General features: G+C 66.4%; 19 protein-coding genes. 14 read left to right on the top strand and 5 right to left on the bottom strand.

Annotation, left to right across the window (positions count from 1 at the left end):
• On the top strand, positions 1 to 1,360 hold a 1,360-nt coding region (locus ACFWB0_RS23915; protein ID WP_378492885.1), incomplete at its 5' end, for an MFS transporter.
• On the opposite strand, the gene ACFWB0_RS23910 is transcribed toward ACFWB0_RS23915, so the two are convergent.
• Positions 1,344 to 2,399: a 2Fe-2S iron-sulfur cluster-binding protein gene (locus ACFWB0_RS23910; RefSeq protein ID WP_378492884.1), complete on the bottom strand. Its 1,056-nt coding sequence runs from the start codon at positions 2,397 to 2,399 to the stop codon at positions 1,344 to 1,346. The genes ACFWB0_RS23915 and ACFWB0_RS23910 overlap by 17 nt on opposite strands.
• 312 nt (positions 2,400 to 2,711) lie before the next feature.
• On the opposite strand from ACFWB0_RS23910, the gene mdo reads away from it, so the two are divergent.
• The 3 genes from mdo (at position 2,712) to ACFWB0_RS23895 (ending at position 6,672) form a co-directional block, all read left to right on the top strand.
• Positions 2,712 to 3,983 (top strand): NDMA-dependent methanol dehydrogenase, encoded by a 1,272-nt coding sequence (gene mdo / locus ACFWB0_RS23905; RefSeq protein WP_378492883.1) that lies wholly within the window; start codon positions 2,712 to 2,714, stop codon positions 3,981 to 3,983.
• Positions 3,984 to 4,061: 78 nt separating this feature from the next.
• Entirely contained in the window at positions 4,062 to 5,120 is a 1,059-nt protein-coding gene (locus ACFWB0_RS23900) for an AAA family ATPase (protein ID WP_378492882.1), read from the top strand.
• A gap of 16 nt (positions 5,121 to 5,136) precedes the next feature.
• Entirely contained in the window at positions 5,137 to 6,672 is a 1,536-nt protein-coding gene (locus tag ACFWB0_RS23895) for a VWA domain-containing protein (protein WP_378492888.1), read from the top strand.
• A 25-nt stretch (positions 6,673 to 6,697) separates the two neighbouring features.
• Here ACFWB0_RS23895 and ACFWB0_RS23890 read toward each other — a convergent pair whose 3' ends face one another.
• Together ACFWB0_RS23890 and ACFWB0_RS23885 are read right to left on the bottom strand one after the other, a co-directional pair.
• Positions 6,698 to 7,180, bottom strand: coding sequence for an SRPBCC family protein (locus ACFWB0_RS23890; RefSeq protein ID WP_378492881.1), 483 nt, complete (start codon positions 7,178 to 7,180; stop codon positions 6,698 to 6,700).
• Positions 7,181 to 7,215: 35 nt separating this feature from the next.
• Positions 7,216 to 7,557 (bottom strand): ArsR/SmtB family transcription factor, encoded by a 342-nt coding sequence (locus tag ACFWB0_RS23885; protein ID WP_378492880.1) that lies wholly within the window; start codon positions 7,555 to 7,557, stop codon positions 7,216 to 7,218.
• 136 nt (positions 7,558 to 7,693) lie between these two features.
• Between ACFWB0_RS23885 and ggt the strand changes: the two genes are divergently transcribed.
• The 4 genes from ggt to ACFWB0_RS23865 all read left to right on the top strand — a co-directional run bounded on the left by ggt (position 7,694) and on the right by ACFWB0_RS23865 (position 13,059).
• Positions 7,694 to 9,673, top strand: coding sequence for a gamma-glutamyltransferase (gene ggt / locus ACFWB0_RS23880; RefSeq protein WP_378492879.1), 1,980 nt, complete (start codon positions 7,694 to 7,696; stop codon positions 9,671 to 9,673).
• A gap of 142 nt (positions 9,674 to 9,815) precedes the next feature.
• Positions 9,816 to 11,018, top strand: coding sequence for an iron-containing alcohol dehydrogenase (locus tag ACFWB0_RS23875; RefSeq protein ID WP_378492887.1), 1,203 nt, complete (start codon positions 9,816 to 9,818; stop codon positions 11,016 to 11,018).
• The gene (locus ACFWB0_RS23870; RefSeq protein ID WP_378492878.1) at positions 11,015 to 12,388 is read left to right on the top strand and encodes a histidine kinase; all 1,374 of its coding nucleotides are present in this window, start codon (positions 11,015 to 11,017) and stop codon (positions 12,386 to 12,388) included. The genes ACFWB0_RS23875 and ACFWB0_RS23870 overlap by 4 nt, the downstream gene beginning before the upstream one ends.
• Complete coding sequence (locus ACFWB0_RS23865) at positions 12,385 to 13,059, top strand: response regulator (protein WP_378492877.1); 675 nt, start codon at positions 12,385 to 12,387, stop codon at positions 13,057 to 13,059. The genes ACFWB0_RS23870 and ACFWB0_RS23865 overlap by 4 nt, the downstream gene beginning before the upstream one ends.
• 69 nt (positions 13,060 to 13,128) lie before the next feature.
• On the opposite strand, the gene mftM is transcribed toward ACFWB0_RS23865, so the two are convergent.
• Together mftM and mftR are read right to left on the bottom strand one after the other, a co-directional pair.
• Complete coding sequence (gene mftM / locus ACFWB0_RS23860) at positions 13,129 to 13,953, bottom strand: mycofactocin oligosaccharide methyltransferase MftM (protein ID WP_378492876.1); 825 nt, start codon at positions 13,951 to 13,953, stop codon at positions 13,129 to 13,131.
• Positions 13,950 to 14,648, bottom strand: a complete 699-nt coding sequence (gene mftR, locus ACFWB0_RS23855) for a mycofactocin system transcriptional regulator (RefSeq protein ID WP_378492875.1) — start codon at positions 14,646 to 14,648, stop codon at positions 13,950 to 13,952. The genes mftM and mftR overlap by 4 nt, the downstream gene beginning before the upstream one ends.
• 170 nt (positions 14,649 to 14,818) lie before the next feature.
• Between mftR and mftA the strand changes: the two genes are divergently transcribed.
• The 6 genes from mftA to ACFWB0_RS23825 are packed head-to-tail and all read left to right on the top strand — an operon-like array spanning position 14,819 to position 20,520.
• Positions 14,819 to 14,914, top strand: a complete 96-nt coding sequence (gene mftA / locus ACFWB0_RS23850; RefSeq protein ID WP_006553546.1) for a mycofactocin precursor MftA — start codon at positions 14,819 to 14,821, stop codon at positions 14,912 to 14,914.
• Between the two features lie 40 nt (positions 14,915 to 14,954).
• Positions 14,955 to 15,230, top strand: coding sequence for a mycofactocin biosynthesis chaperone MftB (mftB, locus tag ACFWB0_RS23845; RefSeq protein WP_378492874.1), 276 nt, complete (start codon positions 14,955 to 14,957; stop codon positions 15,228 to 15,230).
• A 27-nt stretch (positions 15,231 to 15,257) separates the two neighbouring features.
• The gene (gene mftC / locus ACFWB0_RS23840; RefSeq protein WP_378492873.1) at positions 15,258 to 16,502 is read left to right on the top strand and encodes a mycofactocin radical SAM maturase; all 1,245 of its coding nucleotides are present in this window, start codon (positions 15,258 to 15,260) and stop codon (positions 16,500 to 16,502) included.
• 21 nt (positions 16,503 to 16,523) lie between these two features.
• On the top strand, positions 16,524 to 17,732 hold the full coding sequence (mftD, locus tag ACFWB0_RS23835; protein ID WP_378492872.1) for a pre-mycofactocin synthase MftD: 1,209 nt from the start codon (positions 16,524 to 16,526) through the stop codon (positions 17,730 to 17,732).
• A 22-nt stretch (positions 17,733 to 17,754) separates the two neighbouring features.
• Positions 17,755 to 19,656 carry a mycofactocin system FadH/OYE family oxidoreductase 1 gene (locus ACFWB0_RS23830; protein WP_378492886.1) on the top strand — a complete coding sequence of 634 codons (1,902 nt, stop codon included), beginning with the start codon at positions 17,755 to 17,757 and terminating at the stop codon, positions 19,654 to 19,656.
• Positions 19,657 to 19,707: 51 nt separating this feature from the next.
• On the top strand, positions 19,708 to 20,520 hold the full coding sequence (locus tag ACFWB0_RS23825) for a mycofactocin-coupled SDR family oxidoreductase (protein ID WP_378492871.1): 813 nt from the start codon (positions 19,708 to 19,710) through the stop codon (positions 20,518 to 20,520).
• Positions 20,521 to 20,571 lie beyond the last annotated feature (51 nt).

The raw sequence follows: 20,571 nt of genomic DNA, 5'->3' as shown, positions 1-20,571 counted from the left end.
GCGCCGCGACGCGGCGCTGCTGCTTGCACTCGTAGCTTTGTTTCCTATTCGCTGTTTCCCTGCTGGAGGTTCGATGGTCTCGCCCGCCCCATCCGCTGACGGGTCTCGTGTGTTCGGATTCGCGGTGATGGGGGTGGGGGCGTTCACCCTCACCGGATCGTCGTCGGTGCCGTCGCCTCTGTATCCCGTCTACCAGGAGATGTGGGGATTCTCGGCGGCGGTGCTCACCGTGGTCTTCGCGATCTACGTCGTTTCTCTCCTCGCGACGCTGCTCACCGTCGGTGCGTTGTCCGACCGCATCGGTCGTCGTCCGATCATCGGGGCAGCGATGGTGATTCTCGCGATCTCGATGGTCGTGTTCATCTTCGCCGACAATGTCGGGTGGTTGATCGCGGCGCGCATCATCCAAGGGTTGGCGGTGGGCACTGCCACGGGAGCAGTTGCCGCGGGGATGATCGATCTGCAACCCAACCCTCGGGTCGGTCCGCTGATCAACAGCATCGCGCCGTCGTTGGGGCTCGGCCTGGGCGCGGCGGGCGCCGGTCTGCTGGTTCAGTTCGCGCCGTTCCCGACGGTGTCGAGCTATGCGCTCATCGTGGTCCTCGCGATCGGAATCGTCATCGCTCTCCTGTTCGTGCCGGAGAATTCGCAGCCCACAGGGTTCTCCTCTCGGGGAGACGCACTGCGTGCACTGAAACCGAGCGTGGCGTTACCCCAGGAGGTGCGTGCGCAGTTCTTCTTGGTATTGCCGTGCTTGATGTCGGCATGGGCGCTCGGGGGCCTGTACATGTCGCTGGGAACGTCGATCGTCGACGTGGTGTTCGGTATCGACGACAGGTTGGTTGCAGGTCTTGCGGTCGCGACGTTGTTCACGTCGGGCTCGGTCGCGGCGGTGCTCATGCGGCGCTTCCCGGAACTTCGGGTCGTGGTCACAGGTGTGGTCCTGCTCGCGACCGGCGTCGTCGTGGTGGTGGGTGGTCTGCTGTCCGGCGTGGTGGCCGTGTATTTCGTGGGCACGGCGATCGCAGGGTTCGGGTGGGGATCGACGTTCCTGGGCGCCATGGGCATCGTCGGCAGGCTGGGTCGCTCCAATCAGCGAGCACAGATCTTCGCGACCACCTTCGTGGTCTGCTATCTCGCGTTCTCGGTTCCCGCGATCGGAGCAGGCGTGGCCACGGGCATGTTCGGGCTCACCGCCACCGCGGTCGGATACAGCGCCATCGTCGCGACGCTCGCGCTCACGTCCGGGGTCGTGCTGGTGCTGCGTCGGCCGAAGCCGCAGCCGGTTCGCCTCGAGGAGGTCGCGCCGGTGCCGGCCGAGCCGCACACCGGCCCGGTGGTCGTCAGAACTCGATCTTGAGGGTGTCGGTGACGGGGCGCGCCTGGCAGCCCAGGATGTAGCCGGCCTCGATGTCCTCTGGATCGAGGACATCGCAGTGTTCCATCTCGACCTTGCCCTCGAGGACAGTGCACGCGCATGAGCCGCACTCACCCTCCTGGCACGAGTACGGCACGTCGATGCCCTTGGCCAGCATGATGTCGACGAGCGTCTGCTTGCGGGGCCACGACAGGGTGTGGACTTCCCCGTCGAGTTCGACCTCGACGGTTGCGGCGTCGGCGGCCTCCTCGTCGCTGATCTCGACGGGCTCGTGGTCGGCGAACGGATCGCCGGCGAGCGAGTTGAACACCTCGGCATGCACGCTGGTGCGCGGCATGCCCGCATCCTGGAGCGCATGATGCACGGCGTCCATGAAGGGGCCCGGGCCGCACATGAACGCCTCACGATCGGCGAACGGGGCTGCGATGGTGGCGAGCTGTGCTGCAGTGGGCAGACCCTGCACCGATTCGAGCCAGTGCACGATCGTGAGCCGATCGGCGTGCTTCTCGCCGAGTGCGCGCAGTTCGTCGGCGAAGATGACCGACTTCTCGTCGCGGTTGGCGTAGACGAGCGTGACCTTGCCGGACCCCTGGGTCAGCGCGGACTTGAGGATCGAGATCACCGGGGTGATGCCGCTGCCTGCCGCGAAGAGCAGGAAATCGTGGTCGAAGGACTTCGGCGTGAACACCCCGGACGGGGGAAGGACCTCGATGTTGTCGCCCGCGGAGATGCGGTCGCACAGCCAGTTGGAGCCGTACCCGTCGGACGTGCGCTTGATCGTCACCTTGGGGGCGTCGTCGGTGAACGGTGAACTTGCCAGGGAGTAGCAGCGCGCGACCGAGCCGGTCCGGTCGCTCGGGATGCGCAGGGTCAGGAACTGACCGGGCTTGTACTCGAATTTCTCACGCAGGTCCTCGGGCACAGCGAAGACGATCGAGCGGCTGTCGGGCGTTTCCTCGATGACGGCAGACACGGTGAGAACCACCGATCGCGACCCGTGCGGCACCTCGACTGTCGTCATGGGAAATGTCACCTCTCGTGCGAGCGTGGGGCGGCGGTGTGCTGCTCACCACAATTCTAGAACGTGTTCTAGTTTGAAGAATACCAGCCGAACGGCGGCACCGACACGCTACCGGGAACGAGTCCGGTAGCGCTGCCCGTCCCGTTCGCCGCCGGTCCACCTGCCCGATCGGGCAGTCCTGCCGCCGCGACCGGACGGTTTTCGCGCGCAGGGCTTCTCCCGGAGAACCCTCTGGTCGATCGTTGGTCGGGCATGAGGCGTACATCACACCCCTCGGCTCATCACGCCCCCCGATTCTCGAGGAGAACCACGATGGCAATCGAGCTCAACCAGATCTGGGATTTCCCCATCAAGGAATTCCACCCCTTCCCGCGCGCACTCATGGGAGTCGGAGCCCACGACATCATCGGTGTCGAGGCCAAGAATCTCGGGTTCAAGCGCGCTCTGTTGATGACCACCGGCCTGCGCGGCTCCGGAATCATCGAGGAACTGATCGGCAAGATCGAGTACCAGGGTGTCGAGGTCGTCCTGTACGACAAGGTCGAGTCCAACCCCAAGGACTACAACGTCATGGAAGCCGCAGCGACCTACCAGAAGGAGAAGTGCGACTCGATCATCTCCGTCGGCGGCGGCTCGAGCCACGACGCCGCGAAGGGCGCGCGCGTCGTCATCGCGCACGATGGTCGCAACATCAACGAGTTCGAGGGCTTCGCGAAGTCCACCAACAAGGAGAATCCGCCCCATATCGCCGTATCCACCACGGCAGGTACCGGCTCGGAAACGTCCTGGGCGTACGTCATCACCGACACCTCCGACATGGATCATCCACACAAGTGGGTCGGCTTCGACGAGGCAACGATCGTCACTCTGGCCATCGACGATCCGTTGCTCTACTACACCTGCCCGCAACACTTCACGGCGTACTGCGGGTTCGACGTCCTCGCTCATGGTTCGGAGCCGTACGTCTCGCGCCTGGACTTCGCGCCGTCGCTCGGTAACGCCCTGTACTCGATCGAACTCGTCGCGAAGCATCTGCGGGAAGCCGTGTTCGAGCCGCGGAATCTGAAGGCACGCGAGGGCATGATGAATGCCCAGTACATCGCAGCGCAGGCATTCAACTCCGGTGGTCTCGGCATCGTGCACTCCATCTCGCACGCGACGTCGGCGTTCTTCGACAGCCACCACGGCCTCAACAACGCCATCGCGCTTCCACGGGTATGGGAGTACAACCTGCCGTCGCGGTACGAGCACTACGCCCGCATCGCGACCGCGATGGGCGTCGACACCCGCAACATGACCACCGTGCAGGCCGCCGATGCCGCAGTCGAGGCGGCGATCCGGCTCGCACAGGACGTCGGGATTCCCGACAACTTCGGGCAGGTCCGCACAGACTCGTACGACAAGAACCGGATGAACACCGGCAAGTACGTCGGCCGCGGCGAGACCATCCCGGGCGACGAGAAGACGGTACGGGCGATCTCCGAGCACATCCAGGGCGACTGGTGCACCCCGGGTAATCCCCGCGAGGTCACCGTCGAGTCGATGATCCCCGTCGTCGATCACTGCATCAACGGCACGTACTGACCGATCCTGTCCTCCCGGGCGCGTGGACGTACACCGCGCCCGGGAGGACACTCCAGCATTGCGACAGGGAGCTTCACGATGACATCGTTCGCCACCGGCGCCGAACTGAAGGACGCGCTTCGCCGGCACGACTACATCGCCGACGACGAATTCGCGACGGTCGTACATCTCGCGACCGCACTCGAACGACCGCTGCTGCTCGAAGGTCCGGCCGGTGTCGGCAAGACCGAACTCGCCAAGGCACTTGCCGCGGCCGGTGGCCGCACACTGGTGCGACTCCAGTGCTACGAGGGACTCGACGACAGCCGCGCGCTCTACGAATGGGACTACGCCAAACAGCTGTTGCACGTGCAGATGCTGCGCGACCGCGTCGGCGAAATCCTCTCGGAACATCCCGATCTCGCCGATGCCTCCCGATTCCTCGCAGACCAGGACTTCGGGCTCTATTCCGAGAAATTCCTGTCGGTGCGGCCCCTGCTCGAAGCCGTGCTCTCACCTGAGCCGGTGGTACTGCTCGTCGACGAGGTGGACCGTACCGAAGAATCGATGGAGGCGTTGCTGCTCGAGGTGCTCGCCGAGCGGCAGGTCACCATCCCCGAGGTCGGCACATTCACGGCACGCTCGATTCCGTGGGTCATCCTGACCTCCAACGACACCCGTGAATTATCGCCCGCGCTCAAGCGTCGCTGCCTCCACTATCACGTCGGATATCCGACGCCCGAGCGGGAACGCGAGATCGTCACCGCCCGAGCTCCCGAAGTGCGCGCCGAGACGGCGGGCCGGATCGTCGAACTGTCCCGCACCCTGCGGGAGTTCCCCCTGCGCAAGAGTCCGTCCGTCGCCGAGGTCATCGACGCGGCGCGCGCCGCGACGGTGTTGAAAGCCACGGGACATGAGGAGGAGTCGAGTCCGGGCTCATGGGACGGCATGCGCGACATCCTGCTCTCGACGCTGCTCAAGTACACCGGCGACGTCGAACTTGCCAAGAGTCGACTGGACGGACCCGGCCGGGCGACCACGGTGGACTCGAACGACAGCCCCTCGGAACGGGTCACCGTTGCGTCGCGTCCGGCCGACACCACGACGTCGGTGTTCAGGGGACGCGGCGGCAGTGCCGGTGTCCGCGCGCGGAGGTGAGCCGGCCGTGCACTCGATGACTGTCGGTGTCGACCCACACGGCACGACCGGCAATCCGAGCCTGGCGCTGGATGTGGTGTCCGCGGTGTTCGCTCTGCTGTTGCGGCGACACGGGGTGGCCGCATCACCCGCGGAGACCATCGAGATCCGTCGGGTCCTCGGTTTCGTCGGTGGTCGCGACCGCGACACACTGCGTGCATGCCTGCGCGCGGTGTGCGCCAAATACCCACACGAGAGTCCGGGGTTCGAGCGTGCCTTCGACATCCTGTTCGGGGCCGTCGATGCCGCGACGCACGAACCCGGCCGCGACGAGCCCCGCGCGGTGTTCGCCGACACGCTGCCCACGGCGCTCGACCTCGACGACGACCCGAGCCTGGCTCGGTACGCCGAATACAACGAACGCGCCGCAGAGGTGGGCGATCACTTCGACACCCCGGATGCAGAGAAGGGATTCAACCCGCACAAGGACGACGACGATGTGTCGATGACATCGTCGGATGCCGAGTTGTCCGTGGACACCGGCTCCGACTCGGGCAGGCGCGGTGTCACCTATACGGTCTCGGTCGACCGTGCCGGGACCGCCACGGTCGGTGAGCTGTCCGCGGATCCGGGCGCCGTCGTGGCGGGTTCGCTGTCGTGGGACGACCCGGCGTCGATCCTCGCGTGGCTCGACGCCTACGACCCGCACCGCAGCTACGGGGGCGAGTCGTCCGACGAGCCGCTCACGGAGGCCCAGCTGAGCCGACTCGTCGACGCGGTCGAGGCGTTCGTGGCGTCCCTCGCCGGGGCGGCGTTGCCGGGCGAAGACGGCTTCGACGCACCGGAGGCGCGCGATCCCGCAGGCATCGACCGGGCCGAGATCGAACTCGCGTGCCATGAGGTGTTGCGGCGGATGCGTGGTCCCGCGCGGCCCCGTCCCCGCGAAATGGCCCGTGGCAGGCTCGACATGCGCCGTACCGCTCGCGCCGGAATGCGCACCGACGGAGTGCCGTTCCACCTCGTTGTCCGTGCGCCACGCCCGGATCGCGTGCGGCTGCTCGTGCTCGCCGACGTGTCGCTGTCGGTCCGTCCGATCACCGCGTTCACGCTGCGCCTCGCGCAGGCGATGCACGGTCGCGCGCATCGCTGTCGGGTGGTCGCGTTCGTGGATCGCCCGGTGGACGTGACGCAGCAGTTGCTCGCTGCCGACGGAGACGGTGCGCTGGCGGCGGTGCTTGCGCACCCCGGCGTGGATCTCGAGGCAAGCAGCGATTACGGCAGGACGTTCGACGAACTGCTCGCCGAACACGCGGGCTCGATCGACAACCGAACCTCGGTTCTGGTCGTGGGGGACGGGCGGTGCAACGGGTTGCCGGCGCGGGTCGATCAGCTCGAAGAGCTGCGGCGACGGGTTCACCGTCTGGCGTGGATCACGCCCGAGCCTGAGCGGTACTGGTCCCAGGCGACGTGCGCGATGCCCGACTACGCGGATGTGTGCGATCACGTCGTCGTTGCGCATGACGGGGCACAATTACTCTCGCGCGCAGCGGAACTCGGCCACGCACTTCGGTGATCGGTGCGTGGCCGAGCTCAGCTGTTCACGACGCCGACACGCGTGCCAGTAGTTCGTCGAGCTGATCGTAGCCCTGGCTCATGCCGGTCTCCATGCCGGACGATGCCATTCCGTCGCGTGCTTCCATACTCGGGTACACACCGTGGCCGCTGAGCTTGCAGCGCCCACCGCCGAGATCGGTGAAGGTGAGGAATTCGATGCTCACCACATCGGCAAAGCCATCGAATTCGAATGTCTGAACGGCGAATTCGTTCTCACGTACGGTATGGAAGACTCCCGTGAACGTGTAGGAACCATCGTTGTCGGTGTGGGTGTACCGGTAGCTGCCGCCGGTGCGGAAATCGTAGTGGTCGATGGTCATCTCCATCCCACGCGGGCCGAGCCACTGCGCGATGAGATCGGGGTCTTTGTGGGCACGGAACACGTCGGCGACAGGAAAGTCGAATTCGCGTTCGTAGTCGATGAAGGGGACGCCGTCGGGGACGGTGACGTTCAGGGCGTTGCTCATGACGAACCTTTCCCAGGGGGTTCCTCGGGAACCCTCTATGGTGTCGGGTCGGCCGATTCCCCGGCCAGCACGGCGTCGAGATCGCGGAACTGCTGTTCCTTGACCAACCGGTAGCGGTCGATCCAGGCGGTCAGCATCTCCAGCCGTGCGGGGTTCAGGTGAACGGGACGACGCTGGGCATCGCGTGTGCGTGTGACGAGCCCGGCGTGCTCGAGCATCCGAATGTGCTTCGAGATCGCTTGTGTGGTGATCGCGAAGGGTTCCGCGAGTTCTGTCACGGTGGCAGGGCCCCGGCTGAGCTGGGCGACGATGCGGCGGCGGACGGGATCGGCCAGGGCGGTGAATGCCCGATCGAGCAGGTCGTCGTCCTCGTTCATGGTTTCCTGCCTTCCTCAACCTTCAGGTTTATCAACCATCTGGTTGAGTAAAGGATGAACTCGTACGCGCGGATCTGTCAAGGCCGGGAAGTGTGAATGCCGGACGGATCCGTCGCTGCCCGGTTACCGTCGGGGGATGATCTCGGGGGTGAGGGTTCGGTCAGGAATCAGGGTTGCTGCTGCAGCGGCGGTGTCGCTCGCGCTCGTCGGAGCGTGCGCATCGGGAGCCGACGACAGCGGAAGCGGAGGCGCGCAGGAGGCCGCCGCTACCTGTACCGCGGGGCCCAACGGCACGCCGCTCACGGGCGCACCACCGTCGCCGGAGACGGGTGAACGCGACATCTCGACCAATCCCGAGATCGCTACCGGCTATCGCACGGGCATGACCGCGGTGACCACCGGTTCGTTCGCGGTGTCGACGGCGAATCCGATCTCGACCGAAGCAGCGTGCGAGGTTCTCCGGGACGGTGGCACCGCGGCCGACGCGCTGGTGGCCGCGCAGATGGTGCTCGGGCTCGTCGAACCCCAATCGTCCGGCATCGGCGGCGGCGCATTCCTGATGTACTACGACGCCGAATCCGGCGAGGTCCAGGCATACGACGGTCGTGAGACGGCTCCGATGTCCGCGACCGAGAACTACCTGCGCTGGATCAGCGACACCGACCGCACCGAACCGACACCCGACGCGCGCGCAAGCGGCCGGTCGATCGGGGTTCCGGGCGTACTGCGCATGCTCGAGATGGTGCACGGCGAACACGGCTCGGCAGAGTGGGCCGGGCTGTTCGACCCCGCAATCGAACTCGCCGATCAGGGCGTCGTGATCAGCGACCGAATGGCCGACTCGATCGCCGATGCCGCGGCGCAACTCGCTGTCGACGACAACTCCCGTGCGTACTTCCTGCAGCCGGACGGCAGCCCGAAACCCGCTGGGGAGACGTTGACCAATCCCGCGATGGCCAAAACCCTCGGCGCGATCGCCACCGACGGACCCGACGCGTTCTACACCGGTAGCATCGCCCAGGCCGTCGTCGACGCCACCGCGACCGACTCCGGTGGGCGCACACCCGGCACGATGACGCTCGACGATCTCGCAGGATATGAAGCGAAAGTGCGTACACCCCTGTGCACCCCGTATCGCGACTACGAGATCTGCGGCATGCCGAACCCGTCGTCCGGCGGCGTGACCGTGGCCGCGACCCTCGGCATCCTCGAGAACTTCGACCTTGCAGCGTTGCCGCCCAGCGACATCGACGCCGACGGGGGTGTGCCGAATGCCGATGCCGTGCATCTGATCTCGGAAGCCGAACGGCTCGCCTACGCAGACCGCGACAAGTACGTCGCCGACTCCGATTTCGTCCCGCTGCCCGGAGGTTCGCTCGATACCCTCGTCGACCCCGACTACCTCGCCGAGCGCGCAGGCCTGATCGATCCGGGCAAGAGCATGGGCGAAGCGCAGCCCGGCGATTTCGGCCCGGTTCCACTCGGTGTCCCCGCGCCGAGCCCGGAACACGGAACCAGCCACATCTCGGTTGCCGACAGCTACGGCAACGTCGCGTCGATGACGACGACGATCGAGTCGGCGTTCGGCTCGTTCCACATGAGTGAGGGATTTCTTCTGAATAATCAGCTCACCGACTTCTCCGCCGAACCCGTCGACGAAGAGGGTCTGCCCGTCGCCAACCGGGTCGAACCCGGCAAGCGGCCGCGCAGTTCGATGGCCCCGACGCTCGTGTTCGACCGCACCCCCGAGGGTGAACGCGGCGATCTGCAGATGGTCGTCGGATCCCCGGGCGGCTCGGTGATCATCCAGTTCGTCGTCAAAACCCTGGTCAACTCGTTCGACTGGGGGCTCGACCCGCAGCAGGCCGTGTCGGCCGTGTCGTTCGGTGCCGCGAACACCCCGGTCACCGGAGTGGGGGGCGAGCATCCGGCAGTCGACGCGTCCGACGACGGAACCCACGACCGGCTCGTCATGCAACTCCGTGAGATGGGGCATGAGGTGTCCGTCGCGCCGCAGTCCAGTGGGCTCAGCGCACTGCAGCGTGACGGCGACGGATGGATCGGCGGCGCCGACCCGCGCCGCGAAGGAGCCGTCATGGGCGACACCGGGCAGTGAGAACCACCTACCCGATCGGGTAGGTCATGACCCCTCCGCCGGCCCGGTGTGCGCCTGCCCGCGGCAGCCTAGGGTGGGGAGGCGCACGTAAGCTGGATCACACACATGCGCCGACCGTCAGGAGTGAGCAGTGGCCGTCGTCATTCCGGAGCCCGGGTATGCGGGGTCGCGCCACCACCACGATGCGGGGAGCCGTCCTGGGGTCGTGAAGTTCCATGCCCCGGAGATCGTCTTCGGGGAAGGGTCGCTGGTCGAGGCGGCCCATGCGACCGCGCGACTCGGCGGGGTCCGGCCCATGCTCGTCACCGATCCTGGTCTGGAGGCGGCCGGGTGGGCCGACGAAATGCGACGCCACCTCCTCGACCGCGGTTTGAGTCCCACCGTCTGGTCGGACCTGACACCCAATCCCAAGGACTACGAGGTCGCGGCCGGTCACGAGGTGTACCGCGCGGCCGGCTGCGATGTGCTCGTCGCGCTCGGCGGCGGTTCGGTGATCGACGCCGCGAAGGGTATCGCGATCCTCGCCGCGAACGGTGGCAGCATCCTCGATTACGAGGGAGTCGACCGCGCGAGCATTCCCATTCCGCCGATGGTGATGGTGCCGTCGACATCCGGTACCGGCGCCGATGTGTCCCAGTTCTGCGTCGTCACCGACACCGCACGCGGCAGCAAGATCACCATCATCGGGCGGTCCCTGGTACCTGATCTCACGGTGATCGACCCGCGCCTGCTCACCACCATGCCCGACGACCTCAACGCAGCAACCGGACTCGACGCACTGACACACGGCATCGAGGCATTCGTTTCCCTCGCGCACAATCCGCTCACCGACCACCACGCCCTGCGCGCGATCGATATGGTCACCGGCACGCTGGTTCGCACCATCGACGACCCACTCCACATGGAGGCGCGAGCAGTCATGGCGCAGGCGAGTCTGGAGGCCGGACTGGCCTTCACCAACGCGATCCTGGGTGCCACACACGCGATGAGCCACCAGGTCGGTGGTCTCCTCGACCAGCCGCACGGCGTCATCAACGGGGCACTGCTTCCGCATGTCATTCGATTCAACGGCGCGTCCGACCCTGCCCCGTACGTCACCATCGCCGCGACACTCGGACTCGAGGAGTCACGCGGCCCCGCCGCCGACGCGGTCGACGCGGTGGCCGCCCGCATCGACGACCTCGCCCGAGAGGTGGGCGTGCCGCGAGGCCTGCGGCAACTCGGAGTCGCCGAAGGCGACCTCGCGCGGCTCGCCGAAGGCGCACTCCGCGACGCCTGCATGTCCACCAATCCGCGCACCGCGACACATGAGCAGATGGTCGAACTGTTCAGGACGGCACTGTGAGCGCACCGGACCTCTCGGCGCTCACCGGCCTGCGGTCGGGCAAACCGACATTCTATCCCCAATACCGTGGTGCAGCAGAACGTCTCGAACGTGTCGTATATGCGCTCGAACTGATCTCCCGCGCACTGGTCCGCACCGTCGAGGGACCCGAAACCCTGATCTGCGCGGTAGCCGAGGCCGCACGAGCACACCTGAGTGCACGCTGGGTGGCGTTCGCCCTCACCGACGGCACCCTGCCCGATGCGGGTCCGCGCAGACTCGTACTCGGGCCCGACGCCACCCCGTTCCTCGTCGACGACGTCGAAGGACCGCCGCTTCCCGGCGAAGTGGTCTCCGTCCTCGAGGACATCCGCCGCGGATCGATCGGACAGTCCGCCGAGATTGCGCCGCACCGTGCATTCGTGCCGATCGTTCTCGACGGGGGAGTGGCCGGAGCGATCGCGGCGTGGACACCCGAGCACCGCGTCCTCGACAGCACGGATCGGGCGGTGCTGTCGATCCTGGCGAGCCAGACCGCGGTCGCGCTCCAGAACTCGGCGCTGTATCAGCGAGGACAATTGCTCCTGCATCGCGCCGAGCAGGCATACCAGGAGGCCAATCGGTTCGCGGCAGATCTGCAGGCGCGCAACGAAGAACTCGAGGCGACACTGCGTGAACTGGCGCTCACTCAACGCAGACTCGGTGCCGCGCATCGACATCAGGCGCTCGACGAGGAACGGCACCGTATCGCGCGTGAACTCCACGACAGCGTCGCCCAGGCCGTGTTGTCGGCAGGTATGCAGATAGAGGTGTGCCGCAGCGAGATTCCCGCAGAGGAACGTAGCGAGCGGCTCGATCTGGCCAAGGAGCTGACCCGCCGCGCCGTCGAACAACTCCGGTCCGCCATCTACGCACTCAACCGAACCTCCGACGCCGACCGCTCGTCGCTCCCCGAGATGCTCGAGCAACTGCGGGTCGCGCACACGCCCGCTGAACTGGACATCGCGGTACGGGTGGGTGGCACCCCGGTCGAACTGTCCGGCGATGCCGAGCACTCCCTCCTCCGGATCGCGGGCGAAGCCCTGTTCAATACCGCCGTGCACGCCAACGCGACCCGCGCGATCCTGCGCCTGACCTACAGTCCTGAGTCGGTGCTGTTGTCCGTCGCCGACGACGGTGACGGTGACCCCGCGCGCATGCGGCTGATGTTGAAACTGGCGGGCAACGATCTCGACGGCCACCATCGCGGGTTGGCCAACATGAAGGCCCGCGCACACGAACTGGGCGGCACCCTCGAGGTACGCCGAGCCAGGATCGGCGGGGTTCGCGTCGCCGTCCGGATTCCGGTTCGGCGCCCGGCCGACCCGGCCACGACGGGAGAGGCATCATGACCGCGACGCAACAACACCCGCAGCGCGCGCCCTCCGGCACGATCCGAATCGCGCTGGTCGACGATCACGCGATCCTGCGACAGGGATTGCGTTCGATCCTCGATCGGGAACCCGACCTCGAGGTGGTGGGGGAGGCATCGACCGAGGTGGAGGCCGTCGCGCTCGTCGACCGGATGCGTCCGGACATCGTCCTGCTCGACCTCAAGTTGTCGGCCGGATCCGACTACGAAGGTCTCGCGCTGTGCGGACAACTGTCCGCGTCTCACCCCGGTATCGGATTACTCGTGCTCACCACGTTCCTCGACGAGCAGATCGTCGTCCGTGCCGTGCATGCCGGTGCGCGCGGCTATGTCGTCAAGGATGTCGACACCACCGAATTGGTCCGTGCCATTCGCGCGGTGTCGCGTGGGGAAAGCGCCTTCGATTCGCGCAGCGCGGCGGCCGTGGTGCGGTCCCTCAACGGACAGGGCGTCTCGGCCGAACAACTCACCGGGCGCGAACTCGAGGTGCTGCAACTGCTTGCGGGTGGCCTGTCGAATGCGAAGATCGGTGAGCAGCTGTATATTTCGGCGACCACGGTGAAGTTCCACGTCAGCAACATCATGCGCAAGCTCGGAGTGAGCCGGCGCGCGGAGGCGGTGTATGCGGCGAGCAAGCAGGGTCTGATCTGAATCCGTATGCGCCCGATGTGATGGTTGGTGTGCGGATATCGCTACGCCAACCGTCATTTGGACGCTTTGTCAGCGCACGTCGATGACGAGCCAGCCGCCATGGTGCTCGAACGCCTCGTAGGGCCGTCCAGTGCCGCGCCCCAATGCCTCGAGCGCGGCGAGGTCGAAGGTCCGGATGTGCCCGTGACACGCGGTCGCCTCGTCCTCGAACGGCACGGCAATCACGACGCGTTCGCGCGCGATCCGCAGGGCCTCGTGCAACACGGCGTCGCCGATCTCGGCACCGACGTGTTCGAGGAGATGGACGGCGGTGACGGTGTCAGAACTGTTGTCGGGGACGGGTACGTGCGCGGCGTCGCACACGATCGTGTCGAGTTCGATACCGAGTTCGGGTGCGACGGCGTCGAGTAGGCGCATGGTGCCGGGCAGGATGTCGGTGGCCGTCACGTGCGTACCGGCGCGGGCAAGGCGGAGGGGAAGAAAACCGAAGCACGATCCGAGGTCGAGCACGTCGCCCCGGACGAGTTCCTCGGCCGTGTCGTGGATCGGTGCGAATTGCGCTGTGCCGTCGAGGAGTTCGCTCAGCGAGTTGCGGTAGTAGGTGACCCACGCATCGAGTGCGCCCGGCACCGTGGAGCGGACGAGCCCCACCATGGTCAGCTCGAACTCTTCCTGCCCGAACGCGGCGTCCTGCACCGATGCGGTGACTCCGGCGACGAGTCGTTCACTGAGCTGGTCGGCGGTGAGCGAGTGCGTCACGTGCAGCCGGTCGTCGCCGCGATGCAGGGTGAGGCCACCGGACGTGAGACCACCGGACGGAATGTGCTCGACCGTGACGTGGTCGTGTGTCCAGCGGCCGGGAGGGCAGGGGGCGAGGGAATCGAGCACGGTCATGGCAGGCCAACCTCGGTGGAGTGCGGAGCGACGATGGGGTCACTGGAGTGCGGAGCGACGACGGGGTCACTGGAGTGCGGAGCGACGACGGGGTCACTGTAGTCGAGACCTGCTGTGAGGGGTTGCATTCCGGTGGCGAGCAGCTCTCGGAGATTCGCCGTGGGGTTGTCGAGCCACTCCTGGTACGCGGCGAGGGCCACGCCGAGTAGCAGGTACCCGTAGGTGCGGGGCATGTGGTCGTCCGGAGCTGCACCGGTACGGCGTGCGGTGAACTCGGCGACAACGCGTCGCCACCCCTCGTACATCAGCGACGAGTACCCCTGGAGTGCCGGCGTGCGCAGGATCAGGCTCATCCGCGCGCGATGTCGATCGGCTTCCGAGTCGGGGAAGGTGTTGAAGTCGAGTATTGCGGCGGTGAGTGCTTCGGCCAGCGGGATGTCGTCGGGGATCGCTGCGAGGAGGTCGCGCATGTGATCGAGGTGCGCATCGAAGTCGCCCCAGGCCAGAGCGTTCTTCGAAGGGAAGTACCGGAAGAAGGTGCGGCGCGCGATGCCGGCTTCTTCGGCGATGTCGTCGACGCTCGTCTCGTCGAATCCGGTCTTTTGGAACAGTTCGATGCCGATCGCGGACAGGCTTTCCTTCGTGGTGGACGGGCGTCGTCCTACCCGAGCGGACGGTTTTCGTCGGCTTCGCATCCTGGTTCCCCTCCCTGCGTGACATTCTGCACTCGATGCCATTAGAGTGGTTAATCGGGTCACAGTGCAAGTGCAGTGTGACACCGAGCTCCAGCCCCGGAGTGTGAAGAAACAGTGTGTGAAGAAAACCGTGTGGAAGAAACAGAGTGTTGAGAAGCCGAGGAGGAAGCATGTCCGATCGTGACAACGCCGTGATCGAGTCCGATCTCATCGAGGAGTCTCTCGTCGAAGAGGTGTCCATCGACGGTATGTGCGGCGTGTACTGACATGACCGCGCCCGGAGCCACCGACGTGTCCCCCGAAAAAATGAGTACCGAAACGTTCGACCCGGGTGCCACCTGGCGGCTCCACCCGCAGGTAGCGCTTCGCCCCGAACCTTTCGGGGCGTTGCTCTACCATTTCGGCACCCGCAAACTGTCGTTCCTGAAGAACACCGTCATCGTCGAGGTCGTCAAATCGCTCGACGAGCACGATTCGGTGCGAGAGGCGTTGCGCGCCCACGGGATCGACGAGAGCGCCGAGCGGCCCTATGTGCGTGCCCTCGGCACGCTGGCCGCCTCGCACATGATCGTTCCCGCCTGACGTTTCCGACCCAAGCAAGGATCCGCCATGACGTCTCTGCTCGAACCCCCCGTCACCACCGCACCCCCGAAAGTGGGTCGCCTCGTCGACCAGTTCGAGAAGGGCCTCGACGCCCCGATCTGCCTGACGTGGGAGCTGACCTACGCCTGCAACCTGTCGTGCGTGCACTGCCTGTCGTCGTCCGGTAAACGCGACCCGCGCGAGCTGAGCACCGAACAGTGCAAGTCGATCATCGACGAGCTTCAGCGCATGCAGGTGTTCTACGTCAACATCGGCGGTGGCGAGCCCACCGTGCGCTCCGACTTCTGGGAGCTCGTCGACTACGCCACCGAGCATCAGGTCGGCGTGAAGTTCTCCACCAACGGTGTGCGCATCGACAAGAAGGTCGCCGCGCGACTCGCTGCCTCCGACTACGTCGACGTGCAGATTTCCCTCGACGGTGCGACCGCAGAGGTCAACGACGCGGTGCGCGGCCCGGGTTCGTTCGCGATGGCCGTGCGTGCACTCGAGAACCTGTCCGAGGCGGGATTCCGTGACGCGAAGATCTCCGTGGTCGTCACCCGTCAGAATGTCGATCAGCTCGACGAGTTCAAGGCCCTCGCCGATCATTACGGTGCGACGCTGCGTATCACGCGTCTCCGTCCGTCCGGTCGTGCCGTGGACGTGTGGGACGACCTGCATCCCACCCACGAGCAGCAGCGGCAGCTCTACGACTGGCTCGTCGCGCACGGTGAAGGGGTGCTGACCGGCGACTCGTTCTTCCACCTGTCGGCCTTCGGCGACTCGGACGGTGGCGGTGGGCTGCCCGGCCTGAACCTGTGTGGTGCGGGTCGTGTGGTGTGCCTGATCGATCCGATCGGCGACGTGTACGCGTGCCCGTTCGCGATCCACGACAACTTCCTCGCGGGCAACATCCTCACCGACGGTGGTTTCTCGCAGGTGTGGAAGACATCCGAGCTATTCCGCTCGTTGCGTGAGCCACAGTCGGCCGGTGCGTGCGCGTCGTGCAATTTCTACGATTCGTGCCGCGGCGGCTGCATGGCGGCGAAGTTCTTCACCGGTCTGCCGATGGACGGACCGGACCCCGAATGTGTTCAGGGATACGGACAGGCGGCGCTCGAGGGCGACCGTACGGTGCCGCAATCGAGTGTCGACCATTCGCGCACCGGTAAGCGTGCCGAGCGTCGTACTCCGGCGGCGCCGGTGCCTCTGACCTTGCTCACCAAACCCCCCGCCAAGTTCTGCGACGAGAATCCGCTCGCAGGCCTGTAGATCCCGAGGAGACCACTTCAGATGGCCAAGCCTTCCTGGCTGAAGAACCCGTGGGCCCAGGACCCCTGGTTCGAAACGGTCGCGATCGCGCAGGAACGCGCGCGCAAGAAACTGCCCAAGTCCGTCTACGGCGCGCTGGTTGCCGGGTCGGAAGCAGGGCTCACGGTGGACGACAACACGGCCGCGTTCCGCCAGCTCGGGTTCGCCCCGCACGTTGCCGGGCTGTCCGACAAGCGTGAGATGGGCACCCGTCTTCTGGGGCAGGACGTCTCGATGCCGGTGATGATCTCTCCGACCGGTGTGCAGGCGGTGCATCCCGACGGAGAAGTCGCGGTGGCGCGAGCCGCAGCCGCCCGAGGCGTCGCGATGGGGTTGAGCTCGTTCGCGAGCAAATCCATCGAGGACGTCGCGGCAGCCAACGACAAGACGTTCTTCCAGATGTACTGGGTGGGCAGCCGCGAGGTGCTCGTTCAGCGTATGGAACGTGCGCGTGCCGCCGGTGCCAAGGGCCTGATCATGACCCTGGATTGGTCGTTCTCCAACGGCCGCGACTGGGGCAGCCCCGCCATCCCCGAGAAGATGAACCTCGGCGCGATGGTCAAGTTCGGGCCGGAGGGCGTCCTGCGCCCCAAGTGGCTGCTCGAGTGGGCCAAGACGGGCGGTGTCCCCGACCTGACCACACCCAACCTCACCCTCCCCGGCGGAGAGGCGCCGACGTTCTTCGGTGCGTACGGCGAATGGATGTCCACTCCGCTGCCTACGTGGGAAGACGTTGCGTGGCTGCGTGAGCAGTGGGGTGACGGTCCGTTCGTGCTCAAGGGTGTCATGCGCGTCGACGACGCCAAGCGCGCGGTCGATGCCGGAGTCACCGCGATCTCGGTGTCGAACCACGGCGGCAACAACCTCGACGGCACCCCCGCACCGATCCGTGCGTTGCCTGCCATCGCCGAGGCCGTGGGCAAGGACGTCGAAGTTTTGCTCGACGGCGGTATCCGCCGCGGCAGCGACGTCGTCAAGGCGCTCGCGCTGGGCGCCAAGGGCGTCCTCATCGGACGCGCCTACCTGTGGGGTCTCGCCGCGAACGGACAGGCGGGTGTGGAGAACGTCCTCGACATTCTCGGTGGCGGAATCGGTTCGGCCCTGATGGGACTCGGAAAGAACTCGATCCACGAGCTCACCCCCGACGATGTGTTCGTGCCCGCAGGCTTCCGTCGGGATCTCGGTATCTGAGACGAACCTCGGGCAGATGCAGATGAGCCGTGCGCTCACCGATCCGATCACCCTCGCCGGATGCACCGCTCCGGCGAGGGTGATCTTCGGTCCGCACGAGACGAATCTCGGTGAGGGGCGGAGGTTCTCGCCCCGGCACGTCGCATACTACGAGCGGCGGGCACGGGGTGGGGCAGGTGTCGTCGTCACCGAGGTCGCGTCGGTGCACGGGCTCGATCACCCATACGAACGTGCTCCCCTGGCGGAGGTCAACGGCGAGGGATGGGCTCGGATCGTCGCTGCGTGCCGACCGCATGGAACCCTTGTCCTCGCCGGCCTCGGGCATTGCGGACTGCAGGGCTCGAGCGCATGGACACAGTCGGCGTTGTGGGCGCCGTCCCGAGTTCCCGATCCGGCGACCCGAGAACTCCCGGCCGAAATGTCCACCACCGACGTCGATTCGGTCATCGAGGGCTACCGGCGTGCCGCGGCGATCGCTGCGGCTGCGGATGTCGACGGCGTCGAACTCGATGCCGGGCCGACCGCATTGTTACGTCAGTTCCTGTCGGGGCTCACCAACCGCCGTGAGGACTCCTACGGTGCCGACAGGCTGCGACTCCTCCGCGAAGTGCTCACAGCCGTGCGCGACGAACTGGGGCCGACCCGGATAGTAGCCCTGCGCCTGTCGTGCGACGAGAACGCGCCCTGGGCGGGCATCGTTCCGGACACTGCGGCGGCATGGGCACGCGACCTCGCCCCACTCCTCGACCTGCTCACCGTCGTACGCGGAGGCCTGTTCACGCCCGAGACCTATCGGCCCGACGCCCACACCCCCGAAGGCTTCAATGACGATCTGTGTCGCGGGATTCGTGACGCCGTCGACGGCGCGGTGCCGGTGGTTCTGCAGGGCAGTGTCGTCGACCCCGCTCATGCGGCGCGCGCGCTCGACGGGATCTGCGACATGGTCGAGATGACGCGCGCCCAGATCGCCGATCCCGACCTCGTGCGCTCGATCCGCACCGGGCGAGCGCCCAGGCCGTGTGTGCGCTGCAACCAGGCATGTCTCGTCCGGGATTTTCGCAACCCGACCGTCGGGTGCATCGGAAACGCAGAGGCGGGCCGAGAGACACAACCGCCGGTTCGGCCTGCAAGCGTCGCCCGCGACGTGCTGGTCGTGGGTGGGGGACCGGCGGGTCTCGAGGCTGCGCGCGTGCTCGCCGAACGGGGACACCGCGTCGTGGTGACCGAACGCGACGAGGATATCGGGGGCCTGACACTCGTCATCTCCGCCGGACGGGGGCGTGCCGATTTCGCCGCACTCGCGACCTGGCTCGAGAGGCGTTGCCGTGCACTCGGAGTCGACATTCGGACCGGCACCGAGACCCTCGGCACCGACATCGAGTCGGCAGTCGCAGGCGGCGTCGCGGTGGTACTGGCAACCGGCGGCGAACCCCGGCCCCCCACGTTTCCTGTCGTCGACGGGAATCGGTATGTCACTGCCATCGAGGCGCTGACCCACCCCGACCGGCTGTCGGGCCGGATCGTCGTGTGGGATCCGGTGGGAGGGCCGGTCGCCGTCGCGGTGGCCGAGCATCTCGCCGAGAGCGGCGCGGAAGTGCACTATGCGACCGTCGACCCGATCGCCGGGTCGCGGCTGGCGCCTACCGGCGATCTCGTCGCGGCAAACGCTCGGATCACGCGGGCAGGTATCACCCGGCACCTCGGTGTCACGGTGTGCGCGGTCGACGGTGCAGGTGTTCATCTCGAGGATCGCCTCACGAGCGAGTCCACCCTGGTGGTGGGCGCGACGGTCGTCGACTGCACGCCGCCACGTCCGGGCACAGCACTCGCAAGAGAAGGAGTGGCCCGCATCGGTGACTGTGTTGCGCCGCGAAGTGTCCGCTCAGCGGTCGACGAAGGGCACGCGCTGGCACGCGAGCTGTAATCTGAGAAAACTGAAACAGGTTCTACTCGACGATCGAAGGGAACGACTGCAATGGGCGAATTCGACGGCAAGGTCGTCTTTATCACTGGTATCGCACGGGGGCAGGGCCGCAACCACGCCCTGCGGTTCGCGCGCGAAGGCGCATCGATCATCGGAATCGACGTCGCGAAACCGGTCACGGAATACGCCACCTACGGACAGGCGACCGAAGACGATTTCCACGAGACGGTCCGGGCGGTCGAGGAAGCCGGCGGCAAAATCGTGGCCCGGATAGGCGACGTTCGCGACAGTGCAGCCTTGAAGGCCGTCGTCGACGAGGGCGTGGCGCAGTTCGGCCGCCTCGACGTCGTGGTCGCCAACGCCGGCATCTGCACGTGGAACCGCTTCTGGGAGATGCCCGACGACCAGTTCGAAGAACTCATCGACATCAACCTGACGGGCGTGTTCAAAACCCTCAAGGCCGCGGCACCCGCGATGATCGAGGCGGGCAACGGCGGGTCCATCATCGTCGTCAGCTCGGTCGCCGGGCTCAAGGCCATGCCCGGTCAGATCAACTACGCGGCAGCAAAATTCGGGCTCGTCGGCATCACTCAAGCGGCTGCCAAGGAACTCGGCGAGTTCAACATCCGCGTCAACTCCATCCACCCGTACGGTGTGAACACCCCCATGGGTACCGACGTTGCCGTCCTGCAGTTGTTCGAGAAGCACCCCGCATGGGGACCGAATTTCGTCCCGATCCTCACCGAGAAGCCCATCGCCGATCCCGACGACATCTCCGACTCCGTGCTCTTCCTCGCAAGCGACCGCGCGAAGACCATCACCGGTAGTCAGATGGCGCTCGATCAGGGCAACTCGAAGGTCTGACCGATGTCGCGCACCGTGGGCGGGGCCGATCCGCAGGACACCCTGCGGACT

The sequence above is a fragment of the Rhodococcus sp. NPDC060086 genome, assembly GCF_042730275.1.
Lineage (GTDB): Bacteria > Actinomycetota > Actinomycetes > Mycobacteriales > Mycobacteriaceae > Rhodococcus.
This window is presented reverse-complemented; position numbering and strand designations above follow the sequence as displayed.

Bases quoted from the DNA above. Each gene is read 5' to 3' on its own strand.
- ACFWB0_RS23910 (WP_378492884.1), bottom strand. From the start codon at position 2,399: ATGACGACAGTCGAGGTGCCGCACGGGTCGCGATCGGTGGTTCTCACC.
- mdo (WP_378492883.1), top strand. From the start codon at position 2,712: ATGGCAATCGAGCTCAACCAGATCTGGGATTTCCCCATCAAGGAATTC.
- ACFWB0_RS23900 (WP_378492882.1), top strand. From the start codon at position 4,062: ATGACATCGTTCGCCACCGGCGCCGAACTGAAGGACGCGCTTCGCCGG.
- ACFWB0_RS23895 (WP_378492888.1), top strand. From the start codon at position 5,137: ATGACTGTCGGTGTCGACCCACACGGCACGACCGGCAATCCGAGCCTG.
- ACFWB0_RS23890 (WP_378492881.1), bottom strand. From the start codon at position 7,180: ATGAGCAACGCCCTGAACGTCACCGTCCCCGACGGCGTCCCCTTCATC.
- ACFWB0_RS23885 (WP_378492880.1), bottom strand. From the start codon at position 7,557: ATGAACGAGGACGACGACCTGCTCGATCGGGCATTCACCGCCCTGGCC.
- ggt (WP_378492879.1), top strand. From the start codon at position 7,694: ATGATCTCGGGGGTGAGGGTTCGGTCAGGAATCAGGGTTGCTGCTGCA.
- ACFWB0_RS23865 (WP_378492877.1), top strand. From the start codon at position 12,385: ATGACCGCGACGCAACAACACCCGCAGCGCGCGCCCTCCGGCACGATC.
- mftM (WP_378492876.1), bottom strand. From the start codon at position 13,953: ATGACCGTGCTCGATTCCCTCGCCCCCTGCCCTCCCGGCCGCTGGACA.
- mftR (WP_378492875.1), bottom strand. From the start codon at position 14,648: ATGCGAAGCCGACGAAAACCGTCCGCTCGGGTAGGACGACGCCCGTCC.
- mftA (WP_006553546.1), top strand. From the start codon at position 14,819: ATGTCCGATCGTGACAACGCCGTGATCGAGTCCGATCTCATCGAGGAG.
- mftB (WP_378492874.1), top strand. From the start codon at position 14,955: ATGAGTACCGAAACGTTCGACCCGGGTGCCACCTGGCGGCTCCACCCG.
- mftC (WP_378492873.1), top strand. From the start codon at position 15,258: ATGACGTCTCTGCTCGAACCCCCCGTCACCACCGCACCCCCGAAAGTG.
- mftD (WP_378492872.1), top strand. From the start codon at position 16,524: ATGGCCAAGCCTTCCTGGCTGAAGAACCCGTGGGCCCAGGACCCCTGG.
- ACFWB0_RS23830 (WP_378492886.1), top strand. From the start codon at position 17,755: ATGAGCCGTGCGCTCACCGATCCGATCACCCTCGCCGGATGCACCGCT.
- ACFWB0_RS23825 (WP_378492871.1), top strand. From the start codon at position 19,708: ATGGGCGAATTCGACGGCAAGGTCGTCTTTATCACTGGTATCGCACGG.